Here is a 16,439-nt window from a genome sequence, read left to right as displayed (position 1 = left end):
CGTGACCGCCGATGGAAGCACGGGCTCTCGGGGTGTGACGATGGAACCTGGCGGGTCGCGCGGTGAGACGGGTCGGGGCGCGAAGGTTCCCTCCGAATTGCCGCCGCGTGGCTGGATCCAGATTCTCAAGCGTGTCTTCAGCGAAATCGGCGAGGATTCCGTGCTGGCCGAAGCCGCGAGCGTGACCTTTTATGCGCTACTCGCGCTCTTCCCCGCGCTTGCCGCCTTGGTTTCGCTATATGGGCTGATTGCCGATCCCAGGACGCTATCGACCGAGGTGACCTCGCTGTCCGGCGTAATGCCTGGCGGCGGGATGTCGATCATCACCGATCAGCTCAAATCCCTGGCATCGAGCCCCAGCAAGGCGCTTGGCATTGGCGTCATCATTGGGCTGTTGACCTCGCTCTGGAGTGCCAATGCCGGGATGAAGGCGCTGTTCGATGCCCTAAACGTTGTTTATGGCGAGCGCGAGAAGCGCAGCTATATCCGGCGGACCCTGATTTCGCTGGCCTTCACGCTGGGCACGATCCTGTTCTTGATCCTCGCGCTTGCCGGGATCGTGGTATTGCCGGCAGTGCTAAAATTCGTCGGGTTAGGCGGAGCCACAGCGCTGTTGCTCGAATTCGGTCGCTGGCCGGTACTCATCGTGGCGATCAGTGTTTTCCTCGCTTTGGGGTATCGATACGGCCCTAGCCGGGCGAAAGCACGCTGGCGCTGGGTGAGCTGGGGCAGCGTGGCCGCGGCGATCCTTTGGCTGATCGTTTCGCTCGCCTTCTCCTTCTATGTTTCACATTTCGGGAGCTACAACAAAACCTACGGCTCGCTCGGCGCGGTGATTGGCTTCATGACCTGGATGTGGCTATCCGCCACCGTCGTTCTGATCGGCGCCGAGTTGAACGCCGAGATGGAGCATCAGACCGCGCGCGATACCACCGAGGGGCCGGAAAAGCCGCTCGGCCAGCGCCGCGCCGAAATGGCCGACCAAGTTGCCGCAACCTGAGGCTGAATAAAGCGCGTGCCCGCGTGTTCTCCTGTGGTGAGCCGCACGGATCAGGAAAACACCAAGATGGGCCCCAAGCTTTCAGCTTTCTTTCCGGACAAGGCAATGGTCAGGATCGACGGGTCGCCGCCTGGGTTTCGTTCCGAATTCGTTTGCAGCTGCATCGGTTAGCGCCGGAGGAGCGGACGGCCATGGAAAGAGCTATCGCATGTCGATAGCCAAGTGGTCGCCCGATAGTCGTGTCCCGTTCGACAAACAGACGCGACAGGGCGCGCGCCGTGGTATCGTTAGGCCGCTAACTAACGCGGATGTCCCTATGCGATCGCCAGCGCCTAGGCCGATAGGCGGAATGAAAAACGAGGTTCAAGCGGGGCTGAGCACGCATCTGCGGCGGCTCTGGCGCTACGGCATGGTTTTGTCGGCCAATTCTGACGTGGCGGAGGATCTCGTCCAAGCCACCTGCGTCCGTGCGCTGGAACGTGCCGGCCAGTACGAGCCGGGGACGCGGCTGGACCGCTGGCTTTTTTCCATCCTGCATTCGATCTGGCTCAACGACGTGCGCTCGCGCCGCATCCGCATGGGTCAAGGTTTCGTGGATGCCGAGACCGCGCTGGTCACCGATGGGCTCGCGGCGGCCGAGAATCAGGTGATGGCCAATGAGGTGCTGCGGCGGGTCGAAGCGCTACCCGAGGCTCAGCGCTCGACGGTATTCCTCGCCTATGTCGAAGGCATGAGCTACCGCGAGGTGGCAGAGATATTGGAGATCCCCATCGGAACGGTCATGAGCCGTCTTGCCACCGCGCGCGGGAAGCTGGCGCTTAAGGACGATGCGCGATGAGCCGCGATGAGGACATCGGCCAGTCGGACGACGCCCGGCTGGTGGCCTATCTCGATGGTGAGCTGAATGCGGAGGACCGGGAGCGGCTGGAGAAGAGGCTGGCCGCCGATCCGGCGCTGTCCGCGCATTACGATTTTCTGTCGCGCAGCAACTTTGCCTATGAGGAGGCCTTCGCGCCGCTGCTGGACGCCGCGCCCGCGGCCAGCCTCGATGCGATGTTGGCGAGGGTGACGGCCGCAAAGGTCGCGGTTTCCTCTCGCTCGCATCGGAGCCGTCGCGGATTGATCGCGGCGAGTGTGGCGCTTCTTGCAGTCGGGGCTTTGGGAGATCGTGTCGTCGGCGGATTCATGGGCGCCGAGGGAAATGCCCACTGGCGCACGGCGGTTGCGGAATACCTGAAGCTTTACACGCCGCAGACGCTCGCGGTGATGACGGACGACGCGGCTGAGCGCGCTCAGGAGCTAGGGGTAGTGGAGTCCGGGATAGCGCTGCCCGACCTGCGGCCGGAGGCGATCGCACTTCCCGGCATCGCGTTGAAACAAGCGCAGCTTCTGCAATATGACGGCAAGGCGTTGGGGCAGATCCTGTATCTCGATGCGAGATACGGCCCGACGGCGCTGTGCATCATGCAATCGTCTCTTCCGGGCGCCCCTGTGGATACCGAGCGGCGGCGGGGGCTGAACGTCGCCTATTGGTCTTTTGCCGGGCATGCCTTCATGCTGATTGGCCGCCAGCCCAAGGAGCAGCTTTCTACCTTCGCTCAATCGATCGCGCGACGGTTGGCCAACACGCCCGCGTAGCACGCGCCGGCTTCATTCCCCCGCATCAACAGGATTGGGTCATGAGCGCGACTGCGATTCCTCGACCGCCCTCTGGCCCGTATACAGCTCCGGCCGTTCGGTATGATGGCTTTACGGTCGCGCTGCATTGGGCGACCGCTGCCCTGGTAATTTCGCTTTTCGCGCTTGCTGAGATTTGGGGTTTCGTCCCGCATGGCACGCCGCTGCGACGCGGCATGCAGTCGCTCCATATTTCACTGGGCGTGCTTCTCACAATGATTTTTGTCGCTCGTCTGGCTTGGCGTCTCAGCCATGGCCGACGCCTGCCGCGTTTTCTGTCGCGGCCTGAGCATCTGACGGCGACGATGATGCATCTGCTGCTTTACGCGCTGCTGACGGTGCAGATCGCGCTGGGCCTGCTTTTTGCGGGGAGCGGCCGGGTGTTGAAGATCTTCTGGCTTGTCCCGATTTCTCCGCTGTTGTCACTGGATCGCGCGACCCGCACGACAGTCATTCATCTGCACGACTATGTCGCCTGGAGCATCATCGGTCTGGCGGGGATGCACGCGCTCGCGGCGCTTTCTCATCACTATATTCGCGGCAATGGCGTGTTGCGGCGGATGGGTGCGGGCTAGCGATTCGAAATCACGGAAACGCGAGCCTTCGCTTGGTAGTTTGGCGAAAGCCTCCATCTGAAAACGGTGGTCCGGATGGAGGCCGAATGCCTGAGTCAAATGCCGTTTCCCGTCGTGTGACGGCCCCGCTTGAAGCGCTGAACTTCTTTATGGCCGACATGCAGTCGGGCATCGGACCGTTCCTCGGCGTTTTCCTGCTCGCCCATCAGTGGAAGAGCGGGATGATCGGCACGGTGATGACGCTCGGCGGCGTCGCGGGCATGCTGATGACGGTGCCCTTCGGCGCGCTGGTGGATGCGACTTCGCGCAAGCGCGCCTATGTGGCGATCCCGGGCGCCTGCGCGGTGATTGCCTCGCTGCTGGTTCTGTTGTCACAGAATTTCTGGATCATCGCCTTGTCGCAGGTGGCGACTGCGATCGCGGGGGCGGCAATCGGTCCTGCCGTCGCTGGCATGACTCTGGGCATTGTGCGCCAGGCTGGGTTCCCGCGGCAGAATGGCCGCAACCAGGCGTTCAACCATGCCGGCAATATGATTGGTGCCGGCCTCTCCGGCTATCTCGGCTGGCGGTTTGGCTATTCGGCGATCTTCTGGCTAGCAGTTGTCTTCGCGGTGCTCTCAATCGCCTCCGTAGCGTTAATACCGCGCGATGCGATCGACAATGCGGCGGCGCGTGGAGTCAATGATGAGGCTGAGGAGGGCAAGAAGGTCAGCGGATTTACCGTGCTGCTACGGAACAAGCCGCTGCTGATTCTGGCGGCGGCCTTGGGCTGCTTCCATCTCGGCAATGGCGCGATGCTGCCGCTATACGGGCTGGCGGTGACGGGAACGCACAAGGGCAATCCGACGGTCTTCGTGGCCGAGACCATCGTGGTCGCACAGGCGGTGATGATCGTCGCCTCGATCGTGGCGACGCGGATGGCGCAGCGCCAGGGCTACTGGTGGATCATGTTGATCACCTTCATCGCGCTGCCGATCCGCGGGCTGCTCGCCTCGCAGCTTCTGGTGCCCTGGGGCGTCTATCCCGTGCAGGCGCTGGACGGCATCGGCGCGGGGCTGCAAAGCGTCGCGGTTCCCGGCATGGTGGCGCGAGTGCTGAACGGTACGGGCCGGGTGAATGTCGGGCAGGGCGCGGTGATGACCGTGCAGGGGATCGGCGCGTCCCTCAGCCCGATGTTGGGCGGCTGGATCGCGCAGGGTCTAGGATATAGCGTGACCTTCACGATCCTGGGGTCGTTCGCGCTGCTATCCCTGGCGCTATGGCTGGTTTTCGCGAAGATGCTCAGGCCGGCCTGTCTCGGCCAGCCGCCGAAGAACAAAACTCCACTGGGAAGCTTGTCCGAGCCTGCCACGGCCTGACCGGCCACCACGCCGGAGCGAACCTATCCGCCAGCGATCGGAGGGTCGGGAGCTGCTGGTGCCCAGGAGAAGACTCGAACTTCCACGACCTTTACGGCCACAGGTACCTGAAACCTGCGCGTCTACCAATTCCGCCACCTGGGCAAGCTGCGGTGGGCGGGGCATGTATCCTGCGGCTGTGCGGGCGTCAACCAAGACGTGCCCTTGAGGGCAGGCCCGGCTCTGCCTAAGCATGGATTAAGAAGACGGATGGGGGTCCTCATGGCCGGCGACACGCGCAAAATAGCGACGATCTTCGGTGGCACCGGATTCATCGGCCGCCATCTCATCCAGCGTCTAGCGAGGCAAGGCTACAGGATCCGGCTGGCGACCCGCGACGTCGAGCGGGCGGGCCAGCTCAAGCCTATGGGCGCAGTCGGACAAATTGTGCCGCTGCATATTTCGCCGGGCAATTCGGCCGGGATCGATCGGGCCGTCATGGGCGCCGACCTCGTCGTCAATCTGGCGGGCATCCTGGCAGAGCGTCGCAAGGGCGATTTCGAGCGCGTTCATACGAGCGGTCCGCGTCTCATCGCCGAACGCTGCTTTACAGCTGGCGTGCCGAGGCTGGTGCATATTTCGGCGATCGGTGCCGCCGCCGATAGCCGCAGCGGCTATGCCCGGAGCAAAGCCCGTGGCGAGATCACGGTGGCCGCGGCCTTCCCGGAGGTCGTCATCCTGCGGCCCTCGATCGTCTTCGGTCCCGAGGACGCGTTCTTCAACCGCTTCGCCGGCCTCGCGAGACTCTCGCCAATTATGCCGGTGATCTCCGGCGATACCCGCTTCCAGCCGGTCTATGTCGGCGACGTGGCGGAGGCGATCATCGCCGCGCTGGAACTGTCGCCAACGGCGCCGGGCCTGTATGAACTTGGCGGACCCACAGTCCTCACCTTCCGCGAGGTGCTGCGCTATATCCTCAGCGTGACGCAACGTCACCGGCCCTTGTTCGAGGTGTCGCCGAAGCTCGCGCGGTTCGAGGCGCGGATCCTCGAACGCCTGCCGGGCCGGCTGCTGACCACCGACCAGCTCGAAATGCTGGGCCAGGATAACGTCGCGAGCGGCGAACTGCCCGGGCTGGAGGCGCTGGGTATCATACCGAAGCCGATGGAGCTGGTAGTGCCGACCTATTTGGCCCGCTATCGCCAGGGCGGCCGCGCCTATGACCCCGTGGATCGCACGATCAAGCACGCGGATCTCTAATGGGTCCATATCGGACCTAAATCAGGCGGCTTTTACGCACATCATTTCACGAAACCGTGATATGCGTCGAAAATGGGTCACGAATAGTGACTTTTAGTTTGGGAGGCGTCTAAAAGCTGATCGGGATGGGGTGGACCTGCGGGGTCCGCGGTGGAGGTACGCCATGGCTGAGCGCATGCTGCAATTCGTCCACCTGCCGCAACAATCACCTGACAAGCGCCCGGTCGCCATCCGCCGTGAGGATTTCGACGAGATCTATCGCCGCTTCGATCCGGCCCGCGCGGCAGACCAGTCCAGCCGCTGCAGCCAATGCGGCATTCCCTTTTGCTCGATCCATTGCCCGCTCGGGAACAACATCCCCGACTGGCTGAAGCTGACCGCCGAGGGCCGACTGGAGGAAGCTTACGAAGTTTCCTCGGCGACCAATACCTTCCCCGAAATCTGCGGTCGCATCTGCCCGCAGGACCGGCTTTGCGAGGGCAATTGCGTCATCGAGAAAGGCTTCGAGAGTGTCACCATCGGCGCCGTGGAGCGCTACATCACCGACACCGCCTTCGAGCAGGGTTGGGTGAAGCCGGTACGGCCCATCATGGAGCGGCCGGAGAGCATCGGTATTATTGGCGCGGGGCCGGGCGGTTTGGCGGCGGCGGAGATGCTGCGCCAGCATGGTTATCAGGCGCATGTCTATGATCGCTACGACCGCGTCGGCGGCCTCATGATCTATGGCATTCCGGGATTCAAGCTCGAGAAGGACGTCGTGCTTCGCCGCTGGAAGCATCTGGAGGAGAGCGGCGTCCAGTTTCATCTCGGCGCGGCAATCGGCGTCGGCGGGATTTCGATGGCGGAGCTGCGCGAGCGTCACGCGGCGGTGATCGTCGCGACGGGCGTCTACAAGGCGCGCGACATCGGCGGGCCGGGTGCCGGGCTTGGCGGCATCGTTCCGGCGCTCGACTACCTCACCGCCTCGAACCGTCGCGGGCTGGATGATGTGGTGCCCGAGTTTGATTCCGGCCTGCTCAATGCCGAGGGCAAGCGCGTGGTTGTCATCGGCGGTGGCGACACCGCGATGGATTGCGTGCGGACGGCTGTGCGGCAGGGCGCCGTTTCGGTGAAGTGTCTCTATCGCCGAGACAAGGCGAATATGCCGGGCTCAATGCGCGAGGTTAAGAACGCCGAGGATGAGGGCGTCGAGTTCCTGTGGCTCTCCGCGCCCGAGGCCTTTACGGGCGACCACGAGGTTGAGGGCGTGCGCGCCGTGCGGATGCATCTCGGCCTCCCCGATCTGTCCGGCCGGCAGTCGGTCAGCCCGCTGCCGGGCAGCCACTTCAATGTCGAGGCCGATCTCGTCATCAAGGCGCTCGGCTTCGATCCCGAGGATATGCCGCGCATGTTCGGCGAGCCGGGGCTGGAGATCAGCCGCTGGGGCACGCTGAAGGTGAACCACCGCAGCTTCATGACCAGCCTGCCCGGCGTGTTTGCTGTGGGCGACATCGTGCGCGGCGCCAGCCTGGTCGTTTGGGCGATCAAGGATGGGCGGGACGCGGCGGCGCAGGTGCATGACTTCATCCGCAAGAGCGCCTGCACGACGGCGGTGGCGGCATGATGCGCCTCGGTTTCCCGCGCGGCTTGCTTCTGGCGAGCGCGATGGTGCTGGTCGGCGGCGTGAGTGCGGTGGCGCAGACCACGCCCTCGGCCGATAGTCTGCAGGTCGCGAGCCAGGTCGTGCAGGCGATGGGAATCAACCAGGTCGCCAATGCGGCGATGCAGGGCGTTCGCCTCGTCATCGTGCAGAGCATCGCACAGCGCAACAAGAAGCCCGAGGATCAGGTGGGCGCGATCGTCGACCAGATCGTGGTGCCCGACTTGCAGGCCCGCGAGCCGCGCTTCCTGGCGAGCGTCGCGACGATCTACGCGCAGCAATTCACGCTTGAGGAGTTGCAGCAGATTCTCGCTTTCTACCAGACGCCGGCAGGACAGAAGCTGGAATCGCTGACGCCCGCGTTGACGCAGCAGATGATCGCAACCGGCCGTGCTTGGGTGCAGCAGGCCGGGGCCGAGGTGTTGCAGCAGGACGAGGCGAAGCTGAAGGCTCAAGGGCTAAGCATTCAGTAACGATCTGGCGTCATGGCATGCGAAGGCATGCCATCCACGCCTTTCTTGCCTGCGACACAAAGGTAAGGCGTGGATGCTCGGCCTTCGCCGAGCATGACGGATGGATTGGGGAGCATTCCGATTACCCCAATCAGTACGAGAACGAGGAGCGTGACATGACCGAGATGCAGGAAACCGCCGCCGAATTCCTCGACGCCTGGGCGCGCAACACGACCACGCTTGCCGATACCTATGACGCTACGCAGGAGCATGATGCCTGCGGCGTCGGGATGATCGCGGCGCTGGATGGCAAGCGCCGGCGCGATGTCGTGCAGGCTGGCATCGATGCGTTGAAGGCCGTGTGGCATCGCGGCGCGGTCGATGCGGATGGCAAAACCGGTGACGGTGCCGGCATCCATATCGAGATCCCGCAAGACTTCTTCGCGGCGGCTGTCGAACGCGGCGGCGCGAAGCTGCGCCCCGGCAGCATCGCGGTCGGTCAGGTCTTCATGCCCAAGACGGATCTCGGCGCGCAGGAACGCTGCCGGCAGATCGTGGAAACCGAGATCCTCAATCGCGGCTATCTTATCTATGGCTGGCGTCAGGTGCCGATCAACGTCGCCTGCATCGGCGAGAAAGCCAATGCGACACGGCCCGAGATCGAGCAGATCATGCTGTGGAACGCGCGCGGCGTGCCAGAGGCCGAATTCGAGCGTGACCTCTATGTGATCCGCCGCCGCATCGAGCGCGAGGCGATCGCGGCGCAGATCCCGGACCTGTATTTCTGTTCTCTGTCCTGCCGCTCGATCATCTACAAGGGCATGTTCCTGGCCGAGAGCCTGACCGAGTTCTATCCGGATTTGCTCGACCCGCGCTTCGTGTCGCGCTTCGCGATCTATCACCAGCGCTATTCCACCAACACCTTCCCGACCTGGAAGCTGGCGCAGCCGTTCCGTGCGCTTGCCCATAACGGTGAGATCAACACGGTCATCGGCAATATCAACTGGATGAAGAGCCACGAGACTCGGCTCTCCTCCACCCTGCTCGATTCCTTCATGGAGGATATCAAGCCGGTGGTGCAGGCCGGCGGCTCCGACACCGCCTCGCTCGACAATGTTTTCGAGCTGCTGGTGCGGGCCGGGCGGGAGGCGCCGATGGTGAAAGCCATGATGATCCCGCCTTCGATTGGCGCGACTTCGGCAATGCCGGCGGCGCATCGCGAGATGATCGAATACTGCAACGCCGTGATGGAGCCGTGGGACGGTCCCGCCGCCATCACCGCGACCGATGGCCGCTGGGTGATCGCGGGTCTCGACCGCAACGGGCTGCGGCCGCTGCGCTACGCGGTGACCGAGAACCAGTTGCTGGTGGTCGGTTCCGAAACTGGCATGGTGAAGTTCAATGAGGCGGAAATCGTCGAGAAGGGCCGCGTCGGTCCCGGCCAGATGATCGCGGTCGACCTCGACCATCCGCGCCTTTACGACAATGGCGCGATCATGGATTCGCTCGCCGCCCGCGCGCCTTTTGGTGAATGGGCGAAGCGCATCGTCGGCATCGACGACCTCATCAAGACCGACGCGCCGGAGCCTGTGCTGCTTTCCTCCGAGGATCTGCGCCGTCGCCAGCTCGCGATCGGGGCCACGCTGGAGGAGCTGGAGAGCATCCTGCACCCCATGGTGCTCGACGCCAACGAGGCCACTGGCAGCATGGGCGACGATACGCCGGTCGCTGTGCTGTCGGATCGCTATCGCGGGCTGCATTGCTACTTCCGGCAGACTTTCAGCCAGGTCACCAACCCGCCAATCGACAGCCTGCGCGAGGCGCGGGTGATGTCGCTGAAAACCCGGCTCGGCAATCTCGGCAATGTGCTGGACGAGGACGAGCATCAGTTCGACATCCTCCAACTCAATAGCCCGATGCTATCGACCGCCGAATTCATCGCATTGCGGGCGAAGCTGGGGGCCAGCGTCGTCGAGGTCGATGCGACATTCGCGGCGGCTGAGGGCGAGACCGGCTTGCGTGCCGCGATCGATCGCATCCGGCGCGAGGCGGAGGAGGGTGTGCGCTCCGGCGCCACCCACATCATTCTAACCGACGAGCATGTCGGGCCGGACCGCGCGCCGATTCCGATGATTCTGGCGACAGGCGCCGTGCATACCTACCTCGTGCGCCAGAGCCTGCGGACTTTCACGAGCCTTAATATCCGCTCGGCCGAGTGCATGGATGTGCATTACGCCGCTGTTCTGGTGGGTGTAGGTGCCACCACGGTCAATCCGTATCTCGCGCAGGAGTCGATCGCGGATCGGCATCGCCGCGGGCTGTTCGGCGACATGCCGCTGAAAACGGCGGTGGGGCGTTATCGCAAGGCAGTCGATAAAGGGCTGCTGAAGATCATGGCGAAGATGGGGATCAGCGTGATCTCCTCCTATCGCGGCGGCTATAGTTTCGAGGCGATCGGCCTCAGCCGTGCGCTGGTCGGCGAGTTTTTCCCCGGCATGCAATCGCGCATCTCCGGCATTGGTCTCCCTGGCATAGCGCGCAAGGTGCTGGAGCTGCACAAGGTCGCCTGGTCGCCGAATGTCGTCACGCTTCCTGTCGGTGGCGTCTACAAGATGCGGCGCGGCGGTGAGTCGCATGCCTTCGATGGCGGGCTCATCCATCTGCTCCAAACGGCCGTCGCGACCGATAGCTACACCATGTTCCGCCGCTACTCCGAGGGTGTGCGCCGCCTGCCGCCGGTCGCTTTGCGCGACTTGCTCGATTTCCGCGAGGATGGGCTGACCCCGGTGCCGGTGGAGGAGGTGGAGAGCATCACCGAGATCCGCCAGCGCCTGATCGCGCCGGGCATTTCCTTGGGCGCGCTGGGGCCAGAGGCGCATGAGACGCTGTCCATTGCGATGAACCGCATCGGCGCCCGCTCCGATAGTGGCGAGGGCGGCGAGGATCCGGAGCGTTCGAAGCCGCGCGCGAATGGCGACAATGCCTCCTCCGCGATCAAGCAGATTGCATCAGGGCGTTTCGGCGTGACGGCGGCCTATCTCAATGACTGCCGCGAGATTGAGATCAAGGTGGCACAAGGCGCCAAGCCCGGTGAGGGCGGGCAGTTGCCCGGCTTCAAGGTGACGGAGCTGATCGCCAAGCTGCGGCATTCGACGCCGGGCGTCATGCTGATCAGCCCGCCGCCGCATCACGACATCTATTCGATCGAGGATCTGGCGCAGCTCATCTACGACCTCAAGCAGATCAATCCGGATGCAAGTGTCTGCGTGAAACTGGTTTCACGTTCGGGCATCGGCACGATCGCAGCGGGCGTCGCCAAGGCCAAGGCGGATGCGATCCTGATCTCGGGCCATTCCGGCGGCACCGGCGCCAGCGCGCTGACCAGCGTGAAATATGCCGGTTTGCCCTGGGAGATGGGGCTGTCGGAGGCGCATCAGGTGCTGATGCTCAACCGGCTGCGTCATCGCGTGAAGCTGCGTACGGATGGCGGGCTCAAGACTGGGCGGGACGTCGTGATGGCGGCGATGCTGGGCGCCGAGGAGTTCGGCATCGGCACTGCCTCCCTCGTCGCGATGGGCTGCATCATGGTGCGGCAGTGCCATTCCAATACCTGCCCGGTCGGCGTCTGCACGCAGGATGAGAAGCTGCGCGCTAAGTTCGAGGGCACACCCGAGAAGGTCATCAACCTCTTCTCCTTCATCGCCGAGGAGGTGCGCGAAATCCTGGCGCGGCTGGGGTTCCGCAAGCTGACCGACATCATCGGGCGGACGGATCTGTTGCAGCAGGTCAGCCGCGGCAGCGACATCCTGGACGATCTCGATCTCAACCCGATCCTCGCCCAGGCGGATCCCGGACCCTATCCGCGTTACTGCACGCTGGAAGGCCGCAATCCGGTGCCGGAAACGCTGGATGCGCAGATGATCGCGGATGCGGGCGCCTTCTTCGACCGGCGCGAGAAGATGCAATTGCAATACAATATCCGGAACACGCATCGCGCCATCGGCACGAAGTTCTCCTCGCTCATCACCCGGCGCTACGGCATGTCGGCGCTGCCGCCGGCGCATATGAGCGTGAGACTGCGCGGCTCGGCCGGCCAATCGCTGGGCGCTTTCGGGGTGCAGGGTCTCAAGCTGGAGGTTATTGGCGATGCCAATGACTATGTCGGCAAGGGGCTGTCGGGGGCGACCATCGTGGTGCGGCCCGCGCCGTCCTCGAAGATGCAGAGCCAGAACAACACCATCATCGGCAATACCTGCCTTTATGGCGCGACGGCGGGGCAGTTATTCGCGGCGGGGCAGGCGGGCGAGCGATTCGCGGTGCGGAACTCGGGTGCTACCGCCGTGGTGGAGGGCTGTGGCTCGAATGCCTGCGAATACATGACCGGCGGTGTGGTCGCGATCCTTGGCAAGTCGGGCGAGAATTTCGGTGCGGGCTTCACCGGCGGGGTGGCCTTCGTGCATGACGAGGACGGGTTGTTCGGCAATCGCGTCAATCCGGAATCGATCACATGGCAGCGTATCGAATCCGCGTATTGGGAGGGTGTGTTACGGGGCTTGGTCGAGCGGCATGTGCACGAAACTTCCAGCCGCTACGCTGCGATGTTGCTGCACGACTGGGACCAGACGCTTGCTGCAATGTGGCAGGTCGTGCCGAAGGACTACGTGCGCTACCTGCCTCACTCGCTGAGCGACGCGCCGGCAGAGGCGACGGGGTAAGCTGAGACGCCGTTATCTCCCCTCCCTGCAAGGAGGGGTTAGGGGTGGCGTTTAGCTTCGGCGGGGCCAAACCGCGCCCAGCAACACCCCTGCGCCGACCGCCAGCGAGAGCGCGAGAATGGGCCGCTGCCGGGTGTTTTGGCCCAGCATGTGGACCGCATCTTCAACCCGCATCGCCGCATCGATCGCCACTGGCATGGCTCGCTGGTTGAACAGGCGCCGCATCGCCGAGGGCGGAGGTGGCTTGGCGATCATGTAGTCGATGGACACCATGGCCCTATCCTCCGCGATGCCGCGAATGTGGTGCCGCCGGGCGTTGCTACAATGGAGACGCAACCCAACTCCCGGCCACGCCTATGCCCGGAGGAGATGACCATGTCTCGGCACGAGAGCTTCAGGCCCTATACCGCACCGGCCGGCGGATGGGGTTCAGCGCGCTCCCTCGGTCAGATTTTGGCGCGGGAAGGTGTGCCGCTGAGCGGCCCTTTGGTGCTGGCACGCCAAAACAAGCCTGATGGCTTTCAATGCGTGAGCTGCGCCTGGCCTAAGCCGGCGGCCCCGCTGCCTTTCGAATTTTGCGAAAACGGTGCCAAGGCGACTGCCTGGGAGATCACCACCCAGCGCGCGACGCCCGATTTCTTCGCCAAACACACAGTCACCGAATTGCTGGGCTGGGACGAGTATCATCTCGAACAGGCGGGCCGCCTGACGCATCCGATGCGGTACGACCCTGCGACCGACACCTATCGCCCGGTTTCCTGGCAGATAGCCTATGCCGAGATCGGCAGAGAGCTGAGGTCCGTGCGGGATCGCCGCAATACTGTGTTCTATAGTTCCGGCCGCTCCTCCAACGAGGCGAGCTATCTCTACGGACTCTTCGCGCGGCTCTATGGCAACAACAACCTGCCCGACAGTTCCAACATGTGCCATGAGACAACTTCGGTGGCATTGCCGGAAAGCATCGGCGTGCCGGTCGGCACCGTGACGCTGGATGATTTCGCGAAGACGGATTGCATCTTCTTCTTCGGCCAGAATGTCGGCAGCAATAGCCCGCGCATGCTGCATCCGCTGGAGGAAGCCAGCAAACGCGGCGTGCCGATCATCACCTATAACCCGCTGCGCGAACGCGGGCTGGAGAGCTTCACCAACCCGCAGTCGCCGACCGAGATGCTGACTGGGCATGAGACACGGATCAGTTCGCAATATTATCAGGTCAAGGCCGGTGGCGATCTCGCGGCGCTGGCTGGAATCTGCAAATGGCTGGTGCAGATGGATGACGCCGCGCAAGCCAGTGGCGGCGAGAGGGTGCTGGATCACGACTTCATCGCCGAGCACACGCATGGCTTGGAGAAATTCGTCGTGTGGCTGCGGCAGCAGAAATGGGAGGATTTGGAGCGGCATTCCGGCCTCGGCCGCGCCGCTTTTGTGCAGACAGCCGAGACCTACGCGAAGTCTAAAGCCGCCATAGGCATTTACGGCATGGGGTTAACTCAGCATCGCGCGGGTGTCGAGACCGTGCAGATGCTCGTCAACCTGATGCTGCTGCGCGGCAATATCGGCCGCGACGGCGCTGGTATCTGCCCGGTGCGAGGCCATTCCAATGTGCAGGGCCAGCGCACCGTGGGCATCACGGAGAAGCCCGAGCTCGTGCCGATGGATAAGCTCGCCGAGCAATACGGTTTCGAGCCGCCGCGCGACTTGGGCCTCAATACCGTCGAGGCTTGCGAGAAGATCCTGGCCGGCGAGATCGAGGCCTTCGTCATGCTGGGCGGCAATTTCGCGCGCGCCATTCCGGATACCGAGCGCATGGAGGGGGCCTGGAGGCAGATGCGCCTGACGGTCAATATCGCGACCAAGCTCAACCGAAGCCATCTGTTACCGGGCGCCATCAGCTATCTTCTGCCGGTGCTCGGGCGCATCGAGATAGACAAGCAAGCGACTGGGCCGCAGAGTCTCTCGATGGAGGATAGTTCCGCCTGTATCCATGGCTCACGCGGCGTGAGGCGGCCGGCCTCGCGCCATCTTGTCAGCGAGATCGAGCTGGTGGCGAAGATCGCCATGGCGACGCTTGATCCGAATCCCCTGGTGCCCTGGACCCAGTGGATCGACGATTACAGCCGGATTCGCACCTCGATCGGTGAGACCTATCCCGAGATCTTCCATGACTACGAGAAACGCATGTGGGAACCGGGTGGGTTTCATCGCAAACTCCCCGCGCGGCACCGCGAGTGGAAAACGAAGAACGGAAAAGCCAATATCATCACGCCGCGCGCGCTTGAGGAGGACCCGGATATGCCGGAGATTGGGCCGGACGTGCTGCGGATGATCACGCTGCGCAGCAACGACCAGTTCAACACGACGGTTTACGGCTATGATGATCGCTTCCGGGGGATCAAGGGCACCCGCATGGTCGTTCTCATGCATCGCGATGACATCGGCCGTCTGGGCCTCGCGGAAGGCGAGATCATTTCCCTGGTGACCCAATCGACCGACGGGCATCATCGCGAGAAGGGTGGGTTCCGCGTGACGCCCTATAATATTCCGCTGGGTTGCGTCGGCGCCTATTATCCGGAGGCGAATACGCTGGTGCCGATCGGCCACTATGCCGAGGGCAGCAAGACACCGGCGGCGAAGTCTGTGCCGGTGAAGGTGAAACAGGCGGCGTGATGCGGATTTTCGGCCTCGCGGGATGGAGCGGCGCCGGTAAAACGACGCTGCTGAAGCGGCTCATCCCATGCCTCATCGGGCAGGGGATGAGCGTGTCGACACTGAAACATGCCCATCATGACTTCGACATTGACCAGCCGGGCAAGGACTCCTGGGAGCATCGGCAGGCTGGCGCGAGCGAGGTGCTCGTTGCCTCGTCCCGCCGCTGGGCGCTGATGCACGAGCTGCGCGACTCTCGGGAGCCGGAACTGGCGGAGCTGCTCGGGAGACTTTCGCCGGTGGATCTCGTGCTCGTCGAGGGTTTCAAGCGTGATCCGCATCCTAAGCTTGAAGTTTTTCGCGCTGTAAATGGTAAGCCGGCGCTGCATCCTGACGATCCCAGGATAATCGCTATCTCGACCGAGACGGCCTTTCCGAATTTCTATGGTGCTGTCTACGGAATCAACGATATCGAGGCCATCGCGGCCTTCATTCGTGATCATGCAGTGGCGGCGGCGGATATTTTACGATGACACCCGCAATCGTTATTCTTGCCGGTGGTGCTGGGCGGCGGATGGGTGGTGCGAACAAGGCGCTGCTGGAACTCGGAGGGCGTCCGCTGCTGGCCCATCTGCTAGACCGTCTCGCGATCGCAGGGCCAGTGGCGATCGCCGCGCATGATACCGCCGGGGCGGAGGCTTTGCGGCGCTTCGGCCTCCCGGTTTTGACTGATGCATTTGCCGATCGCCGTGGGCCGCTTGCTGGAGTGCTCGCGGGACTTGCCTGGCGGCGACAGCACCATCCCGAAAGCAGCGGGCTCGTGAGCTTGCCGGTGGATTGCCCATTCCTGCCGGCTGATATCGTCCTGCGACTGTCCGAGACCGCCAAGGCGCGGCATGCGCAGGTGGCGCATGCGACTTGCGGCGGCGAAGCGCACTATGCCTGCGCCTGGTGGAAGCCGGAATTGGAGGCGTCGCTGCGCCGCGTGGTGGGAGCGGCGGAGGCGCTGGCCATTCGCCGCTTCACCAAGGGCCTCAGAGTCGCGACTTGTGACTATCCTGCGTTGCAATCAGGTGATTTCCGCAATCTGAACACGCCTGAAGCAATGTTGGAGGCGTAGCACTTGACGAACTAAGCC

13 protein-coding genes and 1 tRNA gene are annotated in these 16,439 nt (G+C 63.5%); 12 read left to right on the top strand and 2 right to left on the bottom strand.

What is annotated here, in order from left to right; all coding sequences use genetic code 11:
• From GSQ83_RS16325 to GSQ83_RS16305, 5 genes are all read left to right on the top strand, one after another.
• Positions 1-1,000, top strand: a 1,000-nt coding sequence (locus tag GSQ83_RS16325; protein WP_158803937.1) for a YihY/virulence factor BrkB family protein, incomplete at its 5' end; no start/stop codon positions are given.
• A gap of 349 nt (positions 1,001-1,349) precedes the next feature.
• The gene (locus GSQ83_RS16320) at positions 1,350-1,838 is read left to right on the top strand and encodes an RNA polymerase sigma factor (RefSeq protein ID WP_216850238.1); all 489 of its coding nucleotides are present in this window, start codon (positions 1,350-1,352) and stop codon (positions 1,836-1,838) included.
• On the top strand, positions 1,835-2,638 hold the full coding sequence (locus tag GSQ83_RS16315) for an anti-sigma factor (protein WP_158803935.1): 804 nt from the start codon (positions 1,835-1,837) through the stop codon (positions 2,636-2,638). The genes GSQ83_RS16320 and GSQ83_RS16315 overlap by 4 nt, the downstream gene beginning before the upstream one ends.
• Positions 2,639-2,679: 41 nt before the next feature.
• A complete protein-coding gene (locus tag GSQ83_RS16310; RefSeq protein ID WP_158803934.1) occupies positions 2,680-3,252 on the top strand; it encodes a cytochrome b in 573 nt (190 codons plus the stop codon).
• 86 nt (positions 3,253-3,338) lie between these two features.
• Positions 3,339-4,610 carry an MFS transporter gene (locus tag GSQ83_RS16305; protein ID WP_158803933.1) on the top strand — a complete coding sequence of 424 codons (1,272 nt, stop codon included), beginning with the start codon at positions 3,339-3,341 and terminating at the stop codon, positions 4,608-4,610.
• A 56-nt stretch (positions 4,611-4,666) separates the two neighbouring features.
• Here GSQ83_RS16305 and GSQ83_RS16300 read toward each other — a convergent pair.
• A tRNA-Leu gene (locus tag GSQ83_RS16300) sits at positions 4,667-4,754 on the bottom strand.
• Positions 4,755-4,871: 117 nt separating this feature from the next.
• Between GSQ83_RS16300 and GSQ83_RS16295 the strand changes: the two genes are divergently transcribed.
• From GSQ83_RS16295 to gltB, 4 genes are all read left to right on the top strand, one after another.
• The gene (locus GSQ83_RS16295; protein WP_158803932.1) at positions 4,872-5,849 is read left to right on the top strand and encodes a complex I NDUFA9 subunit family protein; all 978 of its coding nucleotides are present in this window, start codon (positions 4,872-4,874) and stop codon (positions 5,847-5,849) included.
• A gap of 163 nt (positions 5,850-6,012) precedes the next feature.
• Positions 6,013-7,452 (top strand): NAD(P)-dependent oxidoreductase, encoded by a 1,440-nt coding sequence (locus tag GSQ83_RS16290; RefSeq protein WP_158803931.1) that lies wholly within the window; start codon positions 6,013-6,015, stop codon positions 7,450-7,452.
• Positions 7,449-7,961 (top strand): DUF2059 domain-containing protein, encoded by a 513-nt coding sequence (locus GSQ83_RS16285; protein ID WP_158803930.1) that lies wholly within the window; start codon positions 7,449-7,451, stop codon positions 7,959-7,961. Before GSQ83_RS16290 ends, GSQ83_RS16285 begins: the two co-directional genes overlap by 4 nt.
• A gap of 155 nt (positions 7,962-8,116) precedes the next feature.
• Positions 8,117-12,655: a glutamate synthase large subunit gene (gene gltB / locus GSQ83_RS16280; protein ID WP_158804198.1), complete on the top strand. Its 4,539-nt coding sequence runs from the start codon at positions 8,117-8,119 to the stop codon at positions 12,653-12,655.
• Positions 12,656-12,706: 51 nt separating this feature from the next.
• Here the strand turns inward: gltB and GSQ83_RS16275 are convergent, their stop codons facing one another.
• Entirely contained in the window at positions 12,707-12,928 is a 222-nt protein-coding gene (locus GSQ83_RS16275; RefSeq protein ID WP_158803929.1) for a hypothetical protein, read from the bottom strand.
• Between the two features lie 102 nt (positions 12,929-13,030).
• Between GSQ83_RS16275 and GSQ83_RS16270 the strand changes: the two genes are divergently transcribed.
• From GSQ83_RS16270 to GSQ83_RS16260, 3 genes are read left to right on the top strand one after another with little or no spacing between them, the layout of a single operon-like run.
• On the top strand, positions 13,031-15,322 hold the full coding sequence (locus GSQ83_RS16270) for an FdhF/YdeP family oxidoreductase (protein ID WP_216850237.1): 2,292 nt from the start codon (positions 13,031-13,033) through the stop codon (positions 15,320-15,322).
• On the top strand, positions 15,322-15,834 hold the full coding sequence (gene mobB, locus GSQ83_RS16265) for a molybdopterin-guanine dinucleotide biosynthesis protein B (RefSeq protein WP_158803927.1): 513 nt from the start codon (positions 15,322-15,324) through the stop codon (positions 15,832-15,834). Before GSQ83_RS16270 ends, mobB begins: the two co-directional genes overlap by 1 nt.
• Positions 15,831-16,421, top strand: coding sequence for a molybdenum cofactor guanylyltransferase (locus GSQ83_RS16260; protein ID WP_158803926.1), 591 nt, complete (start codon positions 15,831-15,833; stop codon positions 16,419-16,421). The genes mobB and GSQ83_RS16260 overlap by 4 nt, the downstream gene beginning before the upstream one ends.
• Positions 16,422-16,439: the final 18 nt, after the last annotated feature.

The sequence above is a fragment of the Acidisoma sp. L85 genome, from assembly GCF_009765865.1.
In the GTDB taxonomy this organism is placed as follows: Bacteria; Pseudomonadota; Alphaproteobacteria; order Acetobacterales; family Acetobacteraceae; genus Acidisoma.
The sequence above is the reverse complement of the archived record's forward strand: the minus strand, read 5'-3'. Positions and strand labels throughout refer to the sequence as shown.

What these genes read in the sequence shown, in the direction of transcription:
- gltB (WP_158804198.1), top strand. Translation starts at nt 8,117, where the DNA reads ATGACCGAGATGCAGGAAACCGCCGCCGAATTCCTCGACGCCTGGGCG.
- GSQ83_RS16290 (WP_158803931.1), top strand. Translation starts at nt 6,013, where the DNA reads ATGGCTGAGCGCATGCTGCAATTCGTCCACCTGCCGCAACAATCACCT.
- GSQ83_RS16270 (WP_216850237.1), top strand. Translation starts at nt 13,031, where the DNA reads ATGTCTCGGCACGAGAGCTTCAGGCCCTATACCGCACCGGCCGGCGGA.
- GSQ83_RS16310 (WP_158803934.1), top strand. Translation starts at nt 2,680, where the DNA reads ATGAGCGCGACTGCGATTCCTCGACCGCCCTCTGGCCCGTATACAGCT.
- GSQ83_RS16295 (WP_158803932.1), top strand. Translation starts at nt 4,872, where the DNA reads ATGGCCGGCGACACGCGCAAAATAGCGACGATCTTCGGTGGCACCGGA.
- GSQ83_RS16315 (WP_158803935.1), top strand. Translation starts at nt 1,835, where the DNA reads ATGAGCCGCGATGAGGACATCGGCCAGTCGGACGACGCCCGGCTGGTG.
- GSQ83_RS16320 (WP_216850238.1), top strand. Translation starts at nt 1,350, where the DNA reads ATGAAAAACGAGGTTCAAGCGGGGCTGAGCACGCATCTGCGGCGGCTC.
- GSQ83_RS16285 (WP_158803930.1), top strand. Translation starts at nt 7,449, where the DNA reads ATGATGCGCCTCGGTTTCCCGCGCGGCTTGCTTCTGGCGAGCGCGATG.
- mobB (WP_158803927.1), top strand. Translation starts at nt 15,322, where the DNA reads ATGCGGATTTTCGGCCTCGCGGGATGGAGCGGCGCCGGTAAAACGACG.
- GSQ83_RS16305 (WP_158803933.1), top strand. Translation starts at nt 3,339, where the DNA reads ATGCCTGAGTCAAATGCCGTTTCCCGTCGTGTGACGGCCCCGCTTGAA.
- GSQ83_RS16275 (WP_158803929.1), bottom strand. Translation starts at nt 12,928, where the DNA reads ATGGTGTCCATCGACTACATGATCGCCAAGCCACCTCCGCCCTCGGCG.
- GSQ83_RS16260 (WP_158803926.1), top strand. Translation starts at nt 15,831, where the DNA reads ATGACACCCGCAATCGTTATTCTTGCCGGTGGTGCTGGGCGGCGGATG.